The sequence below is a fragment of the Pragia fontium genome, assembly GCF_900638655.1.
In the GTDB taxonomy this organism is placed as follows: domain Bacteria; phylum Pseudomonadota; class Gammaproteobacteria; order Enterobacterales; family Enterobacteriaceae; genus Pragia; species Pragia fontium.
In genome coordinates, this window is sequence record NZ_LR134531.1 from 880,070 (window position 1) to 901,467 (window position 21,398).

Consider the following 21,398-nt stretch of genomic DNA (forward strand, 5'->3'; position numbering starts at 1 on the left):
AACAGAGAATCGAATGACTGACTATAAGAATACGTTGAACTTGCCGGAAACCGGGTTTCCGATGCGTGGCGATTTAGCCAAGCGCGAACCGGATATGTTGAAACATTGGTACGAATCCGATCTTTACGGTGCGATTCGTCAGGCTAAAACCGGGAAGAAAACCTTTATTCTTCACGATGGCCCTCCATATGCCAACGGCAGCCTTCACATTGGTCATGCGGTTAATAAAATTCTCAAAGACATTATCATTAAGTCAAAAACCTTGGCTGGCTACGATGCGCCTTATATTCCTGGTTGGGACTGTCATGGTTTACCGATTGAGCTGAAAGTTGAGCAGTTGGTGGGTAAACCTGGCGAAAAAATCAGTGCGGCGGAATTCCGCAAAGCTTGCCGTGATTATGCGGCAGAGCAAGTTGAAGGTCAGAAAAAAGATTTTATCCGTTTAGGGGTATTGGGTGACTGGGATCATCCTTATCTGACGATGGAGTTTAAAACTGAAGCCAATATCATTCGTTCTCTGGCAAAAATTATCGGTAACGGTCATTTGCATAAAGGCGCTAAGCCGGTTCACTGGTGTATTGACTGTCGTTCTTCTCTGGCTGAGGCCGAGGTGGAATATTACGATAAAACGTCACCATCGATTGATGTGCGCTTTGCGGCCGTTGATCCGGCTGCGGTAGCGGCCAAATTTGGCGTGAGTGATATCAAGGGGCCGGTTTATTCAGTTATCTGGACCACCACTCCGTGGACTTTACCAGCAAACCGCGCGATTTCTTTGCATCCTGAATTTGAATACCAATTAGTTCAGGTTGGCAATGAGTCGCTGATTCTGGCTGCCGATTTGGTTGATAGCGTGATGAAGCGTGCCGGCGTTGAAAGCTGGAGCGTATTGGGCAGTGCCAAAGGTAGCGATCTTGAACTGATGCGTTTTAAACATCCGTTCCTGAATTTTGATGTGCCGATTATTCTGGGTGAGCACGTGACTCTGGATGCCGGTACTGGTGCAGTACACACCGCGCCAGGTCATGGTCCTGATGACTATGTGATCGGTCAGAAGTATCAGTTAGAAGTGGCTAACCCGGTTGGCCCAGACGGCTGCTATCTGCCGGGAACCGGTGCCGGTCTTGATGGCTTAAACGTATTTAAAGCCAATGACGTGATTGTCGAGATTTTACGTGACCACGGTGCTTTATTGCATGTGGAAAAAATGCAGCATAGCTATCCGTGCTGCTGGCGTCACAAGTCACCGATTATTTTCCGTGCGACACCGCAGTGGTTTATCAGCATGGATCAAAATGGCCTGCGTAAAAAATCGCTGGAAGAAATTAAAGATGTTCGCTGGATCCCTGACTGGGGTCAGGCACGTATTGAGACCATGGTAGCGAATCGCCCTGACTGGTGTATTTCCCGTCAGCGTACCTGGGGTATGCCAATGTCTCTGTTTGTGCATAAAGATACCGATGAGCTGCATCCTCGCGCATTAGAGATTATGGAGCAGGTGGCGCAACGTGTTGAGCAACACGGTATTCAGGCATGGTGGGATTTGGATCCTAAAGATGTGTTGGGTGAAGAAGCTGCCGACTACGTTAAAGTGCCTGATACGCTGGATGTGTGGTTTGACTCGGGTTCAACTCATGCCTCAGTGGTTGATGTACGCCCTGAATTCCACGGTCACAGCGCGGATATGTATTTGGAAGGTTCCGATCAGCATCGCGGCTGGTTTATGTCATCGTTGATGATTTCAACGGCGATGAAAGGTAAAGCGCCTTATCGTCAAGTTCTGACCCACGGTTTCACCGTTGATGGTCAAGGACGTAAGATGTCTAAGTCGATCGGTAATACCATCAGCCCTCAGGATGTGATGAACAAACTGGGGGGTGACATCCTGCGTTTGTGGGTGGCTTCAACGGATTATACCGGTGAAATCGCGGTATCTGACGAAATTCTGAAGCGTTCCGCCGATGCTTATCGTCGTATTCGTAACACCGCTCGCTTCTTACTGGCTAACTTAAACGGTTTCGATCCGCTTAAGGATATGGTGAAGCCGGAAGAGATGGTGCTGCTGGATCGTTGGGCGGTAGGTCGTGCTTTAGCGGCGCAAAACGAAATTGCTGCCAGCTATGATAACTATGACTTCCATTTGGTCACCCAGCGTCTGATGCAGTTCTGCTCCGTTGAGATGGGTTCCTTCTATCTGGATATCATCAAAGACCGTCAATACACCGCTAAAGGCGATAGCCTGGCGCGTCGCAGCTGTCAGACAGCGCTTTATCATATTGCCGAGGCTTTGGTTCGTTGGATGGCACCGGTGATGTCGTTTACCGCCGATGAAATCTGGAACTATTTACCGGGAGAGCGTGATCAGTTCGTGTTTACCGGAGAATGGTATCAGGGGCTGTTTGGTCTGGCCGAAGGCGAAAGCATGAATGATGCCTATTGGGATGAACTGCTGAAAGTGCGCGGTGAAGTTAATAAGGTGTTGGAGCAGGCGCGTAATGACAAACTACTGGGCGGTGCATTAGAAGCGGCTGTTACGCTGTATGCCGATCAGGGACTTTCCGATAAGTTGAATGCGCTGCAAAACGAGTTGCGTTTCGTGTTGTTGACGTCTGGTGCCAAGGTTGAGCCAATTGCTCAGGCTAGTGCAGAAGCACAGCAGAGCGAAATGATTAAAGGCCTGAAAATTGGTCTGGCGAAGGCTCAGGGGACTAAGTGTCCACGCTGCTGGCATTATACTCAGGACGTTGGTCAGAACGCCGAACACCCTGAACTCTGTGGTCGTTGTGTGACTAACGTTGCCGGTCATGGCGAAGAGCGTAAGTTTGCATGATGAGTAAATCTATTGGTTCGACAGGACTCCGCTGGCTTTGGCTAGCGGTTGTTGTTCTGGTTATTGATTTGCTGAGTAAGTTTTGGGTCATTAAGAATTTCAGATTGGGTGAATCGGTAGATTTACTGCCTTTCTTTAATTTTTACTATGCGCGAAATTACGGTGCGGCATTTAGCTCTTTTATGGGACAGCGCTGGGCGTTGGCCGCGGTGGCAATTACCATTAGCATTGTGCTAATGGTAATGATGTATCGAACTGTGGCTAAGGACAGATGGAGTAATATTGCTTTTGCGTTAATTATTGGTGGCGCATTGGGTAACCTGTTCGATCGCCTTTATCATGGATTTGTCGTCGACTTTTTTGATTTTTTCATTGGTGACTGGCACTACCCAACCTTCAACGTTGCTGATTGCGCTATTTGTATCGGTGCGGTGATGGTGGTATTGGAAGGCTTTATCTTCTCGAAAAAGAAAGAGAAGCCTGAATCCTAATCGTCACGTAAACGCTTTATCAGTCTGTTCGGCATGAGCCCGAACAGACATGAGTACCATTTGGAGAGTAAACATGCAGATATTGTTGGCCAATCCACGCGGTTTTTGCGCCGGGGTAGACCGGGCCATCAGCATTGTTGAGCGAGCGCTGGAAATTTATGGTGCGCCAATTTATGTGCGTCATGAAGTGGTTCATAACCGCTATGTGGTGGATAGCCTACGTGAGCGTGGGGCAGTATTTATTGAGCAGCTAACGGAAGTGCCGGATGGCGCGATACTGATTTTCTCCGCTCACGGTGTTTCACAAGCGGTTCGAGCCGAGGCTAAAGCCCGCGATCTAACGGTATTTGATGCAACCTGCCCGCTAGTGACTAAAGTGCATATGGAAGTGGCTCGCGCCAGCCGTAAAGGCCGTGAGGCTATTCTGATCGGTCATGCCGGACATCCTGAAGTTGAAGGGACAATGGGGCAGTACAGTAATCAGGAAGGCGGTATGTATCTGGTCGAGTCACCGGAAGACGTCTGGGATCTACAGGTTAAGAATGAAAAAAACCTGTGCTTTATGACTCAGACAACCTTATCCGTTGATGATACCTCCGATGTTATTGATGCGCTGCGTAAGCGTTTCCCGGATATTATCGGCCCTCGCAAAGATGATATCTGCTATGCCACTACCAATCGTCAGGAAGCCGTACGTAATCTGGCTTTAGAAGCGGATTTAGTATTAGTGGTTGGTTCCAAAAACTCCTCCAACTCTAATCGGCTAGCTGAATTAGCGCAGCGAATCGGTAAGCCGGCTTATCTAATCGATACTGCTGAAGATATTCAGGAAGAGTGGGTTAAAGGTCTTAACTCTGTTGGTGTCACAGCCGGTGCTTCTGCTCCCGATGTGCTGGTTCAGGCGGTGATCGCTCGTTTAATTTCATTGGGTGGCTTGCCTGCGGTAGAAATGCATGGCCGTGAAGAGAGCATTGTGTTCGAAGTTCCCAAGGAATTACGCGTTAAGCAGATTGACTGATATTCAGCGACCTTATATCCAATTCTTTTTAATGGGCCGATTTATTCGGCCCATTATATTTTGGTGATAAAACTCTATCTTAGCGACTGCTCTTTTTATCTGTTCCTGTCTGGTTCAGAGCATTGTTACAGATATTGCAGTAGCAAATACATTGGCGGATTTTGATTAGCTTTGCTGTTTTATCATGAATGATTATAAGTAAATAAATTTGTCAGAATTGAAGGTGAACGCTACCCTGATACGTAAAAGGTAGCTTTGCACAATAGAATAAAAATTCAGAGGAAAATTATGACCAATAAGCAGGTTAGGATTGCCATTGCTGGCGCTGGTGGGCGTATGGGGCGTCAGTTGATTCAGGCCGTTCATCAAGCGGATGGCGTAACGCTGGGGGTCGCTTTGGAACGTCCGGGGTCTTCGCTGGTTGGTGTTGATGCCGGAGAACTGGCGGCTATTGGTCAGGTAGGGATTCTTGTAAGCGATAATTTGCAGGCGATCGCTAATGACTTTGATGTATTTATTGATTTCACCCGTCCGGAAGGCACGCTGGAACATATTGCATTCTGTCGTCAGCATCATAAAGCGATGGTGATTGGCACCACCGGTTTTGATGAGGCGGGTAAAGCCGTTATCCAGCAGGCTTCTAAAGAGATTGCTATCGTCTTTGCTGCCAACTTTAGCGTAGGGGTAAATCTGGTGCTTAAGCTACTGGAACAGGCGGCTAAAGTGATGGGCGACTATACTGATATTGAGATTATCGAAGCTCATCATCGGCATAAAGTTGATGCTCCATCAGGTACCGCACTGGCCATGGGCGAAGTTATTGCCGACACCCTCGGCAGGGATTTAAAAACCTGCGCAGTATATGGCCGAGAGGGACATACAGGTGAGCGTGCTCGTGAAACTATTGGGTTTGCTACCCTAAGAGCGGGAGATATTGTGGGTGAACATACCGCCATGTTTGCCGATATTGGTGAGCGTGTGGAAATTACCCATAAGGCCTCCAGTAGAATGACCTTTGCCAATGGTGCAGTAAGGGCGTCCGGATGGATAGTTCAACATAACTCAGGTTTATATAGTATGCGAGATGTTTTATCGCTGAATGATTAATTAATTTTAGTTATCTTAAGGTTAACTTGATTTTCTAATTGAGTTAGCCTTTATTTTTATTTAATTATTCATTTGATTTTAAATGAATTTGTTGTTGGATTTATTTGTTTTAATTACTTCGGTTTATTTTTTGAATTTTATTGGTGTTTTTTTGGTTTTTAATCGTTTTTTTTGTCTTTTAGTCTCATTTTCATCTCCACCTCTCTCCTTTTTGCCCTATATAGCATAAATTTCTATTATGTCTCTTAGTAATCGTTTTCTAATTGAGTTTTACTTGTCTTTTTGGGTGTTAAGTCTCAATTTTCATGCTGGATGGTTAAAATTGTAATAAAAATGTGTATTTTTATAGACAACGGACTATTCGATCATTAAAATGCGCCCAATTTGCCCAAAATATGTCAATAAGACTTTTTTTGTGCTTTTTATCAAGGTATAGTTGTGAATTAATATGCATGTAATGTGACTTTTTATTCTAGGAGGGCGTTTTGAGTAAGACAGCGCTACTGGTTCTTGAAGACGGAACCCAATTTCACGGTCGGGCCATTGGGGCCAACGGAACGGCAATTGGGGAAGTTGTTTTTAATACCTCAATGACCGGTTATCAAGAAATCCTCACTGACCCATCTTATTCCCGCCAAATCGTAACGCTTACCTACCCTCATATCGGCAATGTCGGCACCAATACTTCAGACGAAGAATCCACCATGGTTCACGCTCAGGGGTTGGTTATCCGCGATCTTCCGTTAATTGCCAGCAACTTCCGCAATCAGGAAGGACTGTCCGAATACCTTAAACGTCATAATATTGTCGCTATCGCTGATATCGATACGCGTAAGCTGACCCGTTTATTACGCGAAAAGGGGGCTCAGAATGGCTGCATCATCGTTGGTGATGTGGTTGATGCCCAACTGGCGCTGGAGAAAGCCCGCGCTTTCCCGGGTTTAAAGGGAATGGATCTGGCAAAAGAAGTCACAACAAAAGAAGCATATCACTGGGCTCAGGGAAGCTGGACACTAGAGGGTGATCTACCCGCAGTAACCGATAATAGCGAGCTACCTTATCATGTGGTGGCCTATGACTATGGAGTGAAGCGTAATATTTTAAGAATGCTGGTGGATCGCGGCTGTCGCTTAACGGTTGTTCCGGCGCAGACGCCGGCTGAAGACGTATTGAAGCTCAATCCTGACGGTGTTTTTCTGTCAAACGGCCCGGGAGATCCGGCACCTTGCGACTATGCTATTCAGGCCATTAAACAGCTTTTAGACACGAATATTCCGGTGTTCGGTATCTGTCTGGGGCACCAACTATTGGCGCTGGCCTCTGGTGCACAAACCATCAAGATGAAGTTTGGCCACCACGGCGGTAACCATCCGGTGAAAGACCTGGATGGTAACTGTGTGATGATCACCGCACAAAATCATGGTTTCGCCGTGGATGAAACCACGCTGCCAGCGAATCTACGTCCTACGCATAAATCATTGTTTGACGGCTCTTTACAGGGTATTCATCGCACCGATAAAGCAGCATTCAGTTTTCAAGGGCACCCGGAAGCTAGCCCTGGCCCGCATGATGCGGCACCGCTGTTCGATCATTTTATCGAACTGATTGAATCTTATCGTTCTACCGCTAAATAAATCAGGATCCCATAAACCATGCCAAAACGTACTGATATTAAAAGCATCCTGATTCTTGGTGCTGGCCCTATTGTGATCGGCCAGGCCTGTGAGTTTGACTATTCCGGTGCTCAGGCGTGTAAAGCGCTGCGGGAAGAAGGGTACCGAGTGATTCTGGTTAACTCCAATCCGGCCACCATCATGACTGACCCTGAAATGGCCGATGCCACCTATATTGAGCCCATTCACTGGGAAGTGGTGCGCAAGATTATCGAAAAAGAGCGTCCGGATGCGGTGCTGCCAACCATGGGCGGACAAACTGCCCTTAACTGTGCCCTTGAACTGGAACGTCAGGGCGTGCTGGCTGAATTTGGCGTGACCATGATTGGAGCCACCGCGGATGCGATTGATAAAGCAGAAGACCGCCAGCGTTTTGACAAGGCAATGAAAAAGATTGGGCTGGATACTGCACGTTCCGGTATCGCCCATAATATGGAGGAAGCTTACGCCGTTGCGGCGGACGTTGGCTTCCCCTGTATTATCCGACCTTCATTCACCATGGGCGGAACCGGCGGCGGGATCGCCTATAACCGCGAAGAGTTTGAAGAAATCTGTGAGCGCGGCTTGGATCTGTCACCCACCAAAGAATTGCTGATTGATGAGTCGCTCATCGGTTGGAAAGAGTATGAAATGGAAGTGGTGCGGGACAAAAATGATAACTGCATTATCGTTTGTTCGATTGAAAACTTCGATGCCATGGGAATTCATACCGGCGACTCGATTACGGTCGCTCCGGCACAAACCCTGACCGATAAAGAGTATCAAATCATGCGTAATGCCTCGATGGCGGTACTGCGTGAAATTGGGGTGGAAACCGGTGGTTCTAACGTGCAGTTTTCTGTCAATCCGAAAAATGGCCGCCTGATTGTTATCGAGATGAACCCTCGGGTGTCCCGATCTTCGGCGCTGGCATCGAAGGCGACAGGTTTCCCGATAGCCAAAATAGCCGCCAAACTAGCGGTAGGCTACACCCTCGATGAACTGATGAATGATATTACCGGTGGTAGAACGCCGGCCTCGTTTGAACCTTCCATTGACTATGTTGTGACTAAAATTCCGCGCTTTAATTTTGAGAAGTTTGCCGGAGCCAACGACCGCTTAACCACGCAAATGAAGTCGGTGGGGGAAGTGATGGCCATTGGTCGCACTCAGCAGGAATCGTTGCAAAAAGCGTTACGCGGTCTGGAGGTTGGCGCGAATGGCTTCGATCCTAAAGTGAATCTGGACGATCCGGATGCACTGACCCGCATTCGCCGTGAACTGAAAGAAGCCGGCGCTGAGCGTATTTGGTACATTGCCGATGCTTTTCGGGCTGGCATGTCCGTTGACGGTGTGTTTAATCTGACTAACGTTGATCGCTGGTTTCTGGTACAGATTGAGGAACTGGTACGCCTGGAAGAAAAGGTGGCCGAACGCGGCATTACCGGTCTGGATGCTGATTTTATGCGCTTGCTAAAACGTAAAGGGTTTGCCGATGCCCGGCTGGCTGAGCTGGTTGGCTTCTCTGAAGCGGAAGTGCGTAAACTGCGTCATAAGTACAATCTGCATCCGGTGTATAAGCGAGTGGATACCTGTGCGGCTGAATTTGCTACGGATACCGCCTACATGTACTCAACGTATGAAGATGAGTGTGAGGCTAACCCGACCAACGATCGGCCAAAAATTATGGTGCTGGGCGGAGGCCCGAACCGTATTGGTCAAGGGATTGAGTTTGACTACTGCTGCGTACATGCTTCGCTGGCGCTGCGTGAAGATGGCTACCAAACCATTATGGTGAACTGTAACCCTGAAACGGTTTCCACCGACTATGACACCTCCGACCGTCTCTACTTTGAACCGGTGACTCTGGAAGATGTGCTGGAGATTGTGCGATTAGAACAGCCTACCGGCGTTATCGTGCAATACGGCGGGCAGACGCCACTGAAGCTGGCTCGCGCATTGGAAGCGGCTGGTGTACCGATTATTGGCACCTCTCCGGACGCGATTGACCGGGCTGAAGACCGTGAACGTTTCCAGCAGGCGGTGCACCGACTAGGACTAAAACAACCGGCTAACGCCACGGTATCAACCATTGAAATGGCGGTGGATAAAGCGGTTGGTATCGGTTATCCGCTGGTGGTACGCCCTTCCTACGTGTTAGGGGGCAGGGCGATGGAAATTGTCTATGATGAGATGGATTTGCGCCGTTACTTCCAAAACGCGGTAAGCGTGTCTAACGATGCACCGGTATTGTTGGACCATTTTCTGGATGATGCCATTGAAGTGGACGTTGACGCCATCTGTGATGGTGAAAGAGTTCTGATTGGCGGCATTATGGAGCATATCGAACAAGCTGGCGTGCATTCCGGTGACTCCGCTTGTTCTCTGCCTGCTTATACTCTGAGTCAAGAGATTCAGGATGAAATGCGCCGCCAGGTTGAGAAGCTGGCTTTTGAGCTGTGCGTTAGAGGATTAATGAACGTCCAGTTTGCAGTAAAACAGAATGACGTTTATCTGATTGAGGTTAACCCGAGAGCAGCGCGTACCGTGCCTTTCGTCTCTAAAGCCACCGGAGTGCAGTTGGCGAAAGTCGCCGCACGGGTGATGGCCGGTAAATCTCTGGCGGAGCAGGGAATAACTAAAGAAGTGATCCCGCCTTACTACTCGGTAAAAGAAGTGGTGCTACCGTTTAATAAATTTCAGGGAGTAGACCCGATTCTGGGGCCAGAAATGCGCTCCACCGGTGAAGTGATGGGAGTGGGTCGTAGTTTCGCTGAAGCCTTTGCCAAAGCGATGTTAGGCAGCAGCCCGAATCGTATTCCCCGTGGACGCGCATTACTGTCGGTGCGTGAAGGCGATAAATCCAGAGTGGTGGATCTGGCGGCTAAACTGCTGAAGCAGGGTTTCGAACTGGATGCTACCCACGGTACAGCGATTGTGCTGGGGGAGGCGGGTATTAATCCACGCTTGGTTAACAAGGTGCATGAAGGTCGTCCGCATATTCAGGATCGCATTAAAAACGGTGAGTATAACTATATCGTTAATACCACTGAAGGCCGTCAAGCGATTGAAGACTCCAAACTGATTCGCCGCAGTGCGCTACAGTACAAAGTGCACTATGACACCACCTTGAACGGCGGCTTTGCCACCACCATGGCAATGAACGCGGATGCCACAGAGAAGGTGATTTCAGTACAGGAAATGCATCAAATGTTGAAGTGATAAGGATTGGTGTTGTCACTGCTTAAACCCACAAATGGTTTTTTATTTGTGGGTTTTTCCTTTTCCTGACCAGCATCAATAAAACCCTAATCCTCAATAGCGGGCATTTGAAGCGGGTTAAAATTAAGTGTTATTCTAGTCGGCGTTTTGTAATATCGTGGTTGACGGTAGGGTTCTGACCGTTGTCCCCTTTCTCTGATTCGCTCAGGTAAAAATAACGTGGAATCTGATAAAATTCATCAGCGCCAGCGAGAAATTACTCGCTTGTGTATCCAATGTGCTTTGCTACTGTTACAGCACGGAGCAGAGAGCATGTTGGTGGAGCAACTCGCTCAACGGCTCGGTAAAGCGCTCGGGGTGGATGAGGTGGAAAGTTCGCTGTCGGCTAATGCAATTGTGTTGAGCACTATCTATAAAGGCCACTGCGTTACCTCTACCCGTAAAAATATCGATCGCGGCATAAATATGCATGTTGTGACGGAAGTTCAGCGTATTGTTATTCTGACCGAGCACCGTTTATTAGACATCGATGACGTTCAGAAACGACTCAATAATATTAAGCCGTTGCGCTATCCGCGTTGGTTAATGGTACTGATGGTCGGGTTATCCTGTGCCAGTTTCTGTAAACTGGCTGGTGGTGACTGGGATGCGGTGCTGGTAACCTTATTGGCCAGCGGTCTGGCAATGTACGTCCGCCAGATTCTAACCTCACTACAGATGAATCCATTAATTAACTTTTTTGCCACCGCGTTTGTGGCGACCACGGTCGCCGGCTGGCTGGTGAACTGGATGAATATTCCGAGCGCCTCCGTTGCAATGGCCTCCAGCGTACTACTGTTAGTTCCCGGTTTCCCGCTAATTAATTCCGTCTCGGATATGTTTAAAGGCCATATAAATATGGGGATTGCCCGCTGGGTGATGGCCAGCCTGTTAACGCTATCGACCTGTATTGGTGTAGTGGTGGCGATGGCCATTTGGGGTTTCAGGAGCTGGCTATGAGTTTTATCATGATGCTAGTCGGCAAGATGTGTCTGGCTGCAATACCGGCAGTTGGCTTTGCGTTGGTATTTAATGTACCGGTTAAGGCCTTAAAGTATTGTGCTTTGCTGGGGGCAATTGGTTACGGCACAAGAACCATTCTGATGTATTACCAGTTTCCTCTGGAATGGAGTACATTACTCACCACTATTTTGATTGGCAGCATTGGTATTAGCTGGTCGCGTCGTTTTTTGGCACACCCTAAAGTGTTTACCGTTGCCGCCGTTATTCCGATGTTTCCCGGCGTTTTTGCCTATAAGGCAATGATCGCGCTGGTTGAGATTTCGCATAAGGGTTACTCTCCGGAACTGTTGGAAACCCTGATTACCTATTTTCTTCGGGCATCGTTTATTGTTGGTGCTTTATCGATTGGGCTGTCTTTGCCCGCACTTTGGCTCTATCGCCGCAGACCCAGCGTGTAATGGCAACGTTTAGCAGGATAATTTGATGATAATTAGTTTAATTGCCGCCATGGCGGCCAACCGGGTGATTGGTGCTGATAACGCTATGCCATGGCATCTTCCCGCCGATCTGGCTTGGTTTAAGCAAAATACTTTAAATAAGCCGATTATTATGGGACGCAATACCTATGAATCGATAGGGCGGCCGTTACCCGGCAGATTGAATATTGTGATTAGCCGTCAGCCGCAAACCGATGAGCGGGTTACTTGGGTGACTTCGTTAGAACAGGCGATTGAAGCCGCTGGTCAGGTTGATGAAGTGATGATTATTGGCGGTGGACGGGTTTATCAGCAGGCTTTATCTTGTGCTGACCGACTGTATCTAACCCACATTGATGCCGAATTGCAGGGGGATACCCATTTTCCTGACTATCAGCAATACGCATGGCGTCAAACATTTTCTCAGCAACATCCTGCCGATGAACGTAATCAGTATGATTATCGGTTTGAGATTTTGCAGCGTTCGTAAGAGCCAATAAATCCGGTATTTATCATGGATAGATACCGGGTCGCATCGGCAGTTAGTTATCCAGTTCGGCTATTTGAGCTAATGAATCTTGCTGAAAGTAGCGCTTATCTTCCCATCTCAGCATAGTCAGTTTACCTCCCCAGCAGCATCCGGTATCCAATGCATAAATACCTTCTGGAGTTCCTTGGCCTTCCAGTGACGCCCAGTGACCGAAGGCAATGGAATAGTGCTCTGTTACTGAACCCGGTAAATCAAACCAGGGTTTTAACGGTGCCGGTGCTTTCTTGGGAACGTCTTTGCAAATCATATCCAGACAGCCGTTGGGATAGCAAAAGCGCATTCTGGTTAGGGCATTAGTGGCATAGCGTAATCTCGGCAGCCCTGACAGCTCATCGTTCCAGCAGTTGGGTAAATCACCGTACATTGAATCAAGAAACAGTGGATAACTATCGCTGGAGAGAATGGACTCCACCTCCCGAGCACAGCGTTTAGCGGTTTCAATTGTCCACTGTGGGCTGATTCCGGCATGTCCCATCACCAGCGCTTTTTCTTCATCAACCTGAAGGACTGGCTGACGGCGTAGCCAGTTAATTAATTCGTCACAGTCAGGGGCTTCAAGTAACGGCGTTAGGTTATCTTTTGGTTTATTGCGACTGATACCGGCGTAAATGGCCAGCAGGTGAAGGTCATGATTGCCCAGTACAAGACGAGCGGAGTCCCCTAATGAACGCACATAGCGCAGGACTTGTAGTGAGTCAGGCCCGCGAGCAACTAAATCGCCGGTCAACCAGAGGGTATCGACGGTGGGGTTAAAATCGGCCTGAGCCAGAAGGGCCTGTAATTCGTTAAAGCAGCCGTGAACATCACCAACTAAAAGTGTAGCCATAGACAGGAACTAGCCTTTTTATTATTCAATATTGATCAGTGAATCAGCGATGGAATCGCCAGACGAAACACTGGAATCACAATTTGGAATGGCTGCCCCAAATGATCGATCATATTGTAGTGGCCTTCCATTGTCCCCAGCGGTGTTTCCAGAATAGCACCGCTGGTGTACTGATATTCACTGCCGGCGGCAATAATCGGTTGTTCACCGATTACGCCTTCGCCCTGAACTTCAGTATGTTTACCATTTGCATTGGTAATTAACCAATAACGTCCCAGCAGTTGAACCTGTTCTCGCCCCAGATTGCGTACTGTCATGGTATAAGCAAAGACAAAGCGCTCTTCATCCGGCAAAGATTGGGTTTCAACATAGAAACTTTGTGCCTGAATAAAAATCCGGGGTTTGTTGATCATGGTACAACTCCTGTTCAGCCTCCGGTCTTATACACTTTATCTTTCAAGCTGCCTGAACGTATCTTGAATGACTTAGTTTATATACCCTTGGTTGATAACCAATTCGCCATTTTACAATATAGCTCAACGGAGATATTTTCTGCCCGCATGTTCAAATCTAAACCTAAGTCAGTAAGCTGTTCAGCGGTGAACAGATGACCCAGGCTATTGCGGATAGTTTTTCGCCGTTGGTTAAATGCCTCAGTGGTCAGACGGCTTAAGATGCGGATGTCTTCCACAGGATAAGGAATATTATCGTGTGGAATCAGCCGTACGACTGCCGAATCAACTTTTGGTGCCGGGCGGAATGCCGTTGGCGGCACTTCCAGCACTGGAATCACTCGGCAATAATATTGCGCCATCACGCTTAATCGGCCATAAGCCTTGCTGTTAGGCCCGGCAACCAGTCGGTTAACCACTTCTTTCTGCAACATAAAATGCATATCGCTGATAGCATTAGTATAGCTGAAAAGGTGGAACATCAGCGGCGTTGAGATGTTATAAGGCAGGTTGCCAAACACTCTTAACGGCTGGCCGATTTCTTTGGCCAGCGCAGCGAAATCAAAGGTCATTGCATCTTGCTGGTAAATCGTTAGCTTATCTTTCAGCTTCGGGTTTACTTCCAGACGGGCGGCCAAATCCCGATCCAGTTCAATTACCGTCATATGATCCAAGCGCTCAGCTACGGGTTCGGTTAACGCGGCTAAACCTGGGCCAATCTCCAGCATTGCCTGACCCGGCTGAGGGTGAATGGCGGATACGATACTGTCGATCACATAGGGATCGCTTAAAAAGTTTTGCCCAAAACGCTTACGGGCGAAGTGGCCTTGGTGAACACGATTATTCATTACGATTATTTATCATTTTAATAGCAAGATTGAGCGCTACGGTAAAACTGCCCACATCGGCGTTTCCTGTAGCAGCAAGGTCCAGCGCCGTACCATGGTCGACAGAGGTCCGGATAAAAGGCAGCCCCAGCGTGATATTCACCGCTCGGCCAAACCCTTGATATTTCAATACCGGTAATCCCTGATCGTGATACATGGCTAATACTGCATCAGCATGCTGTAAGTATTTGGGCTGGAATAGGGTATCGGCAGGCAATGGACCAACTAAGTGGATCCCTTGCTGACGTAATTTCTCCAGCGTAGGGGAGATAGTGTCTATCTCCTCATGTCCCATATGCCCGCCTTCGCCAGCATGAGGGTTAAGTCCGCAAACATAAATTTGTGGTTGGTGGATACCAAACTTGGTTTGCAGGTCATGATGTAAAATAGTGATGGTTTCCGTCAGGCTCTGTGGCGTAATCGCAGCGGAAACTTGTGATAACGGCAAATGGGTGGTCACCAGCGCAACCCGTAACTCTTCCGTCGCCAGCATCATAACCACACGTGGTCGCTGGCTTCTTTCGGCAAAAAATTCGGTATGACCGCTAAATGTATGGCCGGCATCATTAATAATACCTTTATGCACCGGACCGGTTATCAATGCGGCGAATTCACCGTTTAAACAACCGTCGCAGGCGCGAGCCAGAGTCTCTATCACATATTGCCCGTTTTTTATTTCAAGCTGACCCGGTTTGACCGGTGCTTTTACAGGAACGGGAAGAATAGTGAGTGAGCCTTTTTCCTGAGCGCGCGGCGGCTGTAAGGGATCGTAGCTGCGCAATTGTAAAGGCAGCCCAAGTAGGGCTGCTCTTTGCTGTAGTAAGTCAGGATCTGCACAGGTCACTAACTCAACCGGCCAAGCCTGCTGAGCTAACTGAACCGTTAAATCGGGGCCGATACCAGCCGGTTCACCCGGTGTGATAACGACCCGCTGGGGATTACTGACCATCATTGCCGCTGTTATTCATAATCTTAACGTAAGCACTGGCGCGAATTTCTTGCATCCAGCTTGGCACTTCTTCAGAGAACTTACGGTTGAAAATCATGCGGTAAGCGCGATCTTTCTGGGCCACATCAGTTTTATCAACCTGACGGGTATCCAGCAACTGAATCAGATGCCAGCCAAAGGAAGAGTGTACCGGCGCGCTGGTTTCATTTTTCTGCAAACGCATTAAAGCATCGCGGAAAGCGGGATCGTAAGCTTCAGGTGATGACCAACCCAAGTCGCCGCCTTGTTGGGCTGAACCTGGATCTTCAGAGTATTTACGCGCCATTTCTTTAAAATCAGCTTTACCACTGCGGATATCGGCGGCAATAGATTCTATTTTGGCTCTGGCCTGATCATCCGTCAGGACAATCGATGGCTTAATCAGAATATGACGGGCGTTGACTTCCATTACGGAAATGGCTTTTTGCTCACCGCGAATATCGTTAACTTTCAAAATATGGAAGCCGACGTTGGAGCGAATAGGCCCAACAATGCTGCCTTTTTTCGAGGTTTGTAGTTCATTGGCAAAAATGGATGGTAGTTCCTGCATTTTACCCCAGCCCATCTTGCCGCCTTGCAGCGCCTGAGGATCGGCTGAATAGGTTACCGCCATCTTGCCGAAGTCGGCGCCAGCTTTCAGCTGCTCAACTAAACCCGTGGCTAACTCGCCAGCCTTATTCATCTGATCCTGCGTTGGGTTTTCTGGCAGAGGAATCAGGATATGGCTTAAGTTAAGTTCAGCACTGCCGCTAAGCTGATTAGAGATTTGGTTAGCCAGCGTGTCGACTTCCTGAGGTAACACCGTGACGCGACGGCGTACTTCATTACTACGCACTTCGCTTAACAGCATCTCTTTACGGATTTGCTCACGATAGCGGTTGTAGTTGATACCTTCAGTAGCAAGGCGACTTTTAAGCTGGGCAACGCTCATGCGGTTTTGTTGAGCGATATCAGCAATGCCTCGGTCAAGCTGCGCTTCATCAATTTTAATACCCATTGATGTGCCTAACTGACTGATAATGCTGTCCATTATCAGTCGTTCAGTAATCTGGGTGCGCAGGGTTTTGTCATCCGGCAACTGCTGTCCTGCCCGACGGGCATTGCTTTTAACCGAAGACATCAAATTATTGACGTCGCTTTCCAATACCACGCCATTGTTGACGATAGCGGCGACGCTATCAACATGTTGCCCTTGAGGTGCAGCAAGAGCGGTATGCGATGCTAAAGACATTGATGCGAGCGATGCGCAGATCGCTAAACTTGCGGTCAGCGATCTCCAGTTTTTCATTACTTTTTTCATATAGTCCATCCGCTTTTGGCGGTTTAGGGTAAAAATTTTACTAACGTTTAAACGATTAGCATTAGAAAGCTTGCTGATACGGCAGAATACCGGAGCGTAACATTTTGCTTCCGCCCAGGCTGTGGTTACTACTTAAACCACGCAGCTCAACGTTAAAGGATACTTTGTTGTCATAATCGCTCTGGAAGTTGCCTTTGGAGTTCCAACCAACAATTTTACGTTCGTATCCGACACCGACAGCCCAACAGCAGGTATTGTACTGAACGCCTATTAGACTATCGGCAGTCTGATTTAGTTTCGTATCATAGAAATATGCGCCAGTAACAGACCATCTGTCTGCAATTGGCCAGGTTGCAATACTACCAACCTGTGAAATATCCTGATTATAGGATGTTCTACCATTAGATATGTTGGTGGTCATGGCTGAGACATACTCTTTACTGGCGTAACGGTAGCTCAATTGTAGCACTCGCTCGCTGTCTTTGCGGTATTCTGCTACTGCGTTACCAACCGCTATCGTATCCAGACGGGCATCATATTGCACACCGCCGCGCAGGCCAAAATTGGAGTCAATTTTCCAGTAACTGTCCCCGGCCCAGACAACGCTACCGGTGTCTCTGCTTTTCTCGATCTTGTTGGTGTAAAAATCTTCATTGCCAGTACGAGATTTTTCAAAGAAATAAATCTGACCGAGCGAGGCATTAAACCGCTCGTTTTGGCGTTCATCATATACTCGGGTTGTCAAACCGGTAGTGAACTGGTTAGCTGAAGCAATACGATCTAATCCACCATAGGTGCGATCGCGGAATAATCCGGTGTAATCGCTTTGCAGTAGCGTTGAGTCATAAACATAAATATCGCTCTGATCTTTATAAGGTACGTAGAGATATTGCACGCGAGGTTCCAGCGTTTGCGTGTAGTCTTGCCACATATCCATCGGGCGATCGAAAATTACTTTGCCGGATATTTTATACTGCGGTAATACCCGGTTAACGGAGTCTTGTAGATGAGGAGCTAGAGTACCGTAATATTTGTAAAAATTATCCGAAAAATCCTGCTCATAGTGAGTGGCCATCAGCTTTACTTCGGTATCCAGACTACCCCAGCGGTTGGCGATAGGGTAGTTTAGCGTGGGCTCAAGATGGGCACGAACCGCCGTTGGATTACTTGGATTTTCACTGGAAAACTTGGCGAGTTGACCATAGGTATGCAGATCAAAACCGAAGATATTGTTTTGGTAGTTATTAATATCGATTTGTGGTTCGGCGCGATAGGCATTAGCGTTACCAAAACCGGCGATAATCTGAAACTTTTTCATCGCCACGGTCGCGTCCCAGTTTTGGTTGGCGTAGCCTACGCTATATTTCTGGGTGGCATAACCATCGGTGCTGGAGCCGTAATCGCTGTCAAAATCGCTTAAGTAACGGCCATCACTTAACTTGGTGTAGTCAATATTAAAGCGCCAAAACTTATCCATGACCCCATTGTGATTCCAGTAGAACAGCCAGCGGTCGGTATTGCTGGCGTTAGGGAAATCGGAAGCGTATTGGTCGTCGCTTTTTAACCAATCAAATTCCATAATACCGGCACCCGGTGCCAGTAAATAACGGAACTCGTTCTGAAACTGTGTGCCGCGCTCACTGATATAGTGTGGCGTCAGCGTAGCATCGAAGTTAGGGGCAATATTCCAGTAATACGGCAGCATAAACTCGAAGCCGCTGTTATTACTGTATTTAGCGTTAGGCAGTAGGAAACCGGAGCGGCGTTTATTACCGGTCGGCATCTGTAAATAGGGGCTATAGAAAACCGGTACGGGGCCGATTTTAAAGCGGGCATTCCAAATCTCAGCCAGCTCTTCTTCATTATCGTGAATAATTTCGGAACCCACGATACTCCAACTGCTATCGCCGGGTAAACAGGAGGTAAAGGTACCGTTTTCCAGAATCGCATAGCGGTTATCTTCACGCAGTTTCATCTGATCGGCTTCACCACGGCCTTGACGGCCTACCATCTGATAGGTTCCCTGATACAAGTCAGTATCTTTGCTATTCAGGTTTGACCAGGCTTTAGGACCGCTAAGCTTGATCATATCATCATCATACTTAACGTTACCGGTTGCAGTCACGGTACGCAGTGGATCGGTTTGACCTTCTTGAGGTGTTTGGGTGACCTCGGCTTCATCAGAGACCAGCAAACGATTACCTTGCTCTATGATAACGTTGCCTTTAAATATGGCACTGGCAGGGTAATTGACTTCACTGTCATCCGATTGAATGTTAACCGGTAACGAGTTCGGATCGCCCGAAACTAATGGACGTTCATACATTGGAATGCCGAGTCGACATTGTTCCGCTAAAGGGTTAGCCAGTGCACTTTGGCTGTATAACGCCATCCAGATGGTGGTGGCAAGCAGTGTGGGATAACGTTTTTTCATTCGGTTATTCTTGGTATTCCGTCAGTTGCGGCGATTTATGCAGAAGTAAATATGTTGAGATTATATCACTCATCTCGGTTACACCAGCGTTAAATCTTACCATCACCGTTAGGTGGTTCAATATTTGACGGGTATGATAATGCAATTTACGGCTAACGGCATTGTCAATTGAGGATCATATGCAGTATTGGGGAAAAATCCTTGGCGTTATTTTAGGTGTAGTATCCGGCGGAGGCTTCTGGGCGATACTTTTGGGGCTATTCGTTGGCCATATGGTTGATAATGTAAGAAATGCTCGTCGGGGTGGTTTTTTTGCCAATCAGCAGGCTCGTCAGGATCTTTTTTTCCGTACCACTTTTCAGGTGATGGGGCACTTAACCAAATCGAAAGGTCGGGTAACGGAGGTAGATATTCAGAATGCGTCTATGATTATGGATCGTATGCGTATTCACGGTACGCGCAGAGAAGATGCGCAACAGGCCTTTCGCGAAGGTAAACAGAGTGGATATCCGCTGCGTGAAAAACTGCGTGAACTGAGAACAATTTGTTTTGGCCGTGCCGATCTGATCCGTATGTTTCTGGAAATTCAGCTTCAGGCGGCGTTTGCCGATGGGGTGTTACACCCTAATGAACGGCAGGTATTGTACATTATTGGTGAAGAGTTGGGGATTTCCCGCGCTCAGTTAGATCAACTGCTCAGCATGATTGACGGTGGCAGACAGTTTGGCCAGTCCGGTGGATGGCAAGGACAGCAGCAAGGATATCGCCCGGCATCAGGGCCTACCTTAGCGGATGCCTGTAAAGTTTTAGGTGTCAAGCCGGATGATGAGGTGGCTACGATTAAGCGCGCTTACCGTAAGTTGATGACTGAACATCATCCGGACAAGTTGGTGGCAAAAGGATTACCACAGGAAATGATGGAAATCGCTAAACAGAAAGCGCAGGAAATTCAGGGTGCCTATGATTTGATTAAGCGAGAAAAAGGATTTAAGTAGGCCTACTTTCAGTTAATCAATCAGTGAACAGGGAACCATTGCTCAATAAGGAGTGTTCAAATGAAACGGTTATTGGTCGGTATCAGTACGCTGTTGTGTTGTTCATTGGCTTCAGCGCAGTCGGTGAAGGTCAGTGAATTGGTTTATCAAACCGACAGCTATAACAAGTACCGTTTACCTTGGGTGACTCAGTCAGATAATCCTCAGTCAGCACAACGAATTAATGACGCTATTTTTAGCCGCTCTGTGGCGTATCTTCCTGGCAATGATCCCCAATTAACCCTGAATAATGCGGTGAAGCAGGGCATTGATGGTGTCGCCAGTCTGGATTATGGTTTAGTTGAGAGTAACGACAACTTTATTACTCTGGCCATCTTTACTGAGTTCTGCGGTGCTTATTGCGAAAGCGATACCAGCCAATTTAGTTTTGATCTCAAACACGGTACCGGCATTTTACTCACCGATATCATTCGCCCTGAAGCGTTAAGTTCAATCAACGATATGATAAAGGCTAATATTCGGGGGGAAATTGATGCTTTGATTAAGCGGCAAAATAAATCCCCAACGCCAGTTGAAAAACAAGACGAAGACTATGTTGATTATCAGGCATTTTATGGTGATTGCTGGGTAATGAGGGATGAAGACGACATTCGTTTCACCAATAGTTTTTCGTTGGAAAAAGGCAAACTGGTATTTTTCAATGACCGTTGCAGTAACCATGCCAACCGCGCTTTGGATGAGTTAGGGGAATTTACCACTAAAATCTCAGTGAGCAAAATAGCCGATCTTTTAACGCCTTATGGCCGCAGTCTGTTATCTGGAAAAAAGGATGGGGTGATATCACCGCCGGCTCAGCTATTTAATCGGATGTTATACGGCACGATTGGCAATAAAACGTCTATTGCGATCAACGCTAATTGCTTATCCAAGTCGGTTAATGGCGCTTATTTTTATACTAAATATGGTCAACCTATTGAGCTGAACGGTTCTTGCCTGAGTGCTAATGCTCAATCGGTAGTAATGACCACCTCCTCCGGAGATACCGCAGCTGAACGTATTGAACTGACCTTAAAAGAGGGAGAGTATCAGGGAAGCTGGATATCACAGGGAAAAACCTTGCCGATCACAATTTTACTGCCGTAATACTGGAATAAGTAAACGGAGACAT

17 protein-coding genes are annotated in these 21,398 nt (G+C 47.6%); 11 read left to right on the plus strand and 6 right to left on the minus strand.

From position 1 onward, the window contains the following. Positions 1-13 precede the first annotated feature (13 nt). The 9 genes from ileS (at position 14) to folA (ending at position 12,288) form a co-directional block, all read left to right on the plus strand. The gene (ileS, locus tag EL341_RS03585; protein ID WP_074820153.1) at positions 14-2,830 is read left to right on the plus strand and encodes an isoleucine--tRNA ligase; all 2,817 of its coding nucleotides are present in this window, start codon (positions 14-16) and stop codon (positions 2,828-2,830) included. Further along, the gene (lspA, locus tag EL341_RS03590; protein WP_074820600.1) at positions 2,830-3,321 is read left to right on the plus strand and encodes a signal peptidase II; all 492 of its coding nucleotides are present in this window, start codon (positions 2,830-2,832) and stop codon (positions 3,319-3,321) included. The genes ileS and lspA overlap by 1 nt, the downstream gene beginning before the upstream one ends. 73 nt (positions 3,322-3,394) lie before the next feature. Then, positions 3,395-4,339, plus strand: coding sequence for a 4-hydroxy-3-methylbut-2-enyl diphosphate reductase (gene ispH, locus EL341_RS03595; RefSeq protein WP_047780083.1), 945 nt, complete (start codon positions 3,395-3,397; stop codon positions 4,337-4,339). Between the two features lie 288 nt (positions 4,340-4,627). Further along, positions 4,628-5,446: a 4-hydroxy-tetrahydrodipicolinate reductase gene (dapB, locus tag EL341_RS03600; protein WP_074820151.1), complete on the plus strand. Its 819-nt coding sequence runs from the start codon at positions 4,628-4,630 to the stop codon at positions 5,444-5,446. Positions 5,447-5,931: 485 nt separating this feature from the next. After that, on the plus strand, positions 5,932-7,080 hold the full coding sequence (gene carA / locus EL341_RS03605; RefSeq protein WP_047780085.1) for a glutamine-hydrolyzing carbamoyl-phosphate synthase small subunit: 1,149 nt from the start codon (positions 5,932-5,934) through the stop codon (positions 7,078-7,080). A gap of 18 nt (positions 7,081-7,098) precedes the next feature. Then, entirely contained in the window at positions 7,099-10,320 is a 3,222-nt protein-coding gene (carB, locus tag EL341_RS03610) for a carbamoyl-phosphate synthase large subunit (protein ID WP_074820149.1), read from the plus strand. Between the two features lie 219 nt (positions 10,321-10,539). After that, positions 10,540-11,319 (plus strand): threonine/serine exporter family protein, encoded by a 780-nt coding sequence (locus tag EL341_RS03615; protein WP_114986259.1) that lies wholly within the window; start codon positions 10,540-10,542, stop codon positions 11,317-11,319. Then, positions 11,316-11,780 (plus strand): threonine/serine exporter family protein, encoded by a 465-nt coding sequence (locus EL341_RS03620; protein ID WP_047780088.1) that lies wholly within the window; start codon positions 11,316-11,318, stop codon positions 11,778-11,780. The genes EL341_RS03615 and EL341_RS03620 overlap by 4 nt, the downstream gene beginning before the upstream one ends. Before the next feature lie 25 nt (positions 11,781-11,805). Then, on the plus strand, positions 11,806-12,288 hold the full coding sequence (folA, locus tag EL341_RS03625; RefSeq protein WP_074820147.1) for a type 3 dihydrofolate reductase: 483 nt from the start codon (positions 11,806-11,808) through the stop codon (positions 12,286-12,288). Positions 12,289-12,340: 52 nt separating this feature from the next. Here folA and apaH read toward each other — a convergent pair whose 3' ends face one another. From apaH to lptD, 6 genes are all read right to left on the minus strand, one after another. Further along, positions 12,341-13,174 (minus strand): bis(5'-nucleosyl)-tetraphosphatase (symmetrical) ApaH, encoded by an 834-nt coding sequence (apaH, locus tag EL341_RS03630; RefSeq protein ID WP_047780090.1) that lies wholly within the window; start codon positions 13,172-13,174, stop codon positions 12,341-12,343. Positions 13,175-13,209: 35 nt separating this feature from the next. Continuing rightward, the gene (gene apaG / locus EL341_RS03635; protein ID WP_047780091.1) at positions 13,210-13,587 is read right to left on the minus strand and encodes a Co2+/Mg2+ efflux protein ApaG; all 378 of its coding nucleotides are present in this window, start codon (positions 13,585-13,587) and stop codon (positions 13,210-13,212) included. Positions 13,588-13,664: 77 nt separating this feature from the next. Continuing rightward, positions 13,665-14,474 carry a 16S rRNA (adenine(1518)-N(6)/adenine(1519)-N(6))-dimethyltransferase RsmA gene (gene rsmA / locus EL341_RS03640; protein WP_047780092.1) on the minus strand — a complete coding sequence of 270 codons (810 nt, stop codon included), beginning with the start codon at positions 14,472-14,474 and terminating at the stop codon, positions 13,665-13,667. Continuing rightward, entirely contained in the window at positions 14,467-15,465 is a 999-nt protein-coding gene (pdxA, locus tag EL341_RS03645) for a 4-hydroxythreonine-4-phosphate dehydrogenase PdxA (protein WP_047780093.1), read from the minus strand. The genes rsmA and pdxA overlap by 8 nt, the downstream gene beginning before the upstream one ends. Beyond that, positions 15,452-16,789 (minus strand): peptidylprolyl isomerase SurA, encoded by a 1,338-nt coding sequence (gene surA, locus EL341_RS03650; protein ID WP_232036602.1) that lies wholly within the window; start codon positions 16,787-16,789, stop codon positions 15,452-15,454. The genes pdxA and surA overlap by 14 nt, the downstream gene beginning before the upstream one ends. 73 nt (positions 16,790-16,862) lie before the next feature. After that, complete coding sequence (lptD, locus tag EL341_RS03655) at positions 16,863-19,235, minus strand: LPS assembly protein LptD (RefSeq protein ID WP_074820142.1); 2,373 nt, start codon at positions 19,233-19,235, stop codon at positions 16,863-16,865. 179 nt (positions 19,236-19,414) lie between these two features. Between lptD and djlA the strand changes: the two genes are divergently transcribed. Together djlA and EL341_RS03665 are read left to right on the plus strand one after the other, a co-directional pair. After that, positions 19,415-20,230, plus strand: a complete 816-nt coding sequence (gene djlA / locus EL341_RS03660; RefSeq protein ID WP_047780095.1) for a co-chaperone DjlA — start codon at positions 19,415-19,417, stop codon at positions 20,228-20,230. A gap of 60 nt (positions 20,231-20,290) precedes the next feature. Then, on the plus strand, positions 20,291-21,373 hold the full coding sequence (locus EL341_RS03665) for a hypothetical protein (protein ID WP_126467045.1): 1,083 nt from the start codon (positions 20,291-20,293) through the stop codon (positions 21,371-21,373). The last annotated feature ends 25 nt before the right edge of the window (positions 21,374-21,398 follow it).

Coding starts and splice junctions, on each gene's coding strand:
- ileS (WP_074820153.1), top strand. CDS start 14: ATGACTGACTATAAGAATACGTTGAACTTGCCGGAAACCGGGTTTCCG.
- lspA (WP_074820600.1), top strand. CDS start 2,830: ATGAGTAAATCTATTGGTTCGACAGGACTCCGCTGGCTTTGGCTAGCG.
- ispH (WP_047780083.1), top strand. CDS start 3,395: ATGCAGATATTGTTGGCCAATCCACGCGGTTTTTGCGCCGGGGTAGAC.
- dapB (WP_074820151.1), top strand. CDS start 4,628: ATGACCAATAAGCAGGTTAGGATTGCCATTGCTGGCGCTGGTGGGCGT.
- carB (WP_074820149.1), top strand. CDS start 7,099: ATGCCAAAACGTACTGATATTAAAAGCATCCTGATTCTTGGTGCTGGC.
- EL341_RS03620 (WP_047780088.1), top strand. CDS start 11,316: ATGAGTTTTATCATGATGCTAGTCGGCAAGATGTGTCTGGCTGCAATA.
- folA (WP_074820147.1), top strand. CDS start 11,806: ATGATAATTAGTTTAATTGCCGCCATGGCGGCCAACCGGGTGATTGGT.
- apaH (WP_047780090.1), bottom strand. CDS start 13,174: ATGGCTACACTTTTAGTTGGTGATGTTCACGGCTGCTTTAACGAATTA.
- apaG (WP_047780091.1), bottom strand. CDS start 13,587: ATGATCAACAAACCCCGGATTTTTATTCAGGCACAAAGTTTCTATGTT.
- rsmA (WP_047780092.1), bottom strand. CDS start 14,474: ATGAATAATCGTGTTCACCAAGGCCACTTCGCCCGTAAGCGTTTTGGG.
- pdxA (WP_047780093.1), bottom strand. CDS start 15,465: ATGATGGTCAGTAATCCCCAGCGGGTCGTTATCACACCGGGTGAACCG.
- surA (WP_232036602.1), bottom strand. CDS start 16,789: ATGAAAAACTGGAGATCGCTGACCGCAAGTTTAGCGATCTGCGCATCG.
- lptD (WP_074820142.1), bottom strand. CDS start 19,235: ATGAAAAAACGTTATCCCACACTGCTTGCCACCACCATCTGGATGGCG.
- djlA (WP_047780095.1), top strand. CDS start 19,415: ATGCAGTATTGGGGAAAAATCCTTGGCGTTATTTTAGGTGTAGTATCC.
- EL341_RS03665 (WP_126467045.1), top strand. CDS start 20,291: ATGAAACGGTTATTGGTCGGTATCAGTACGCTGTTGTGTTGTTCATTG.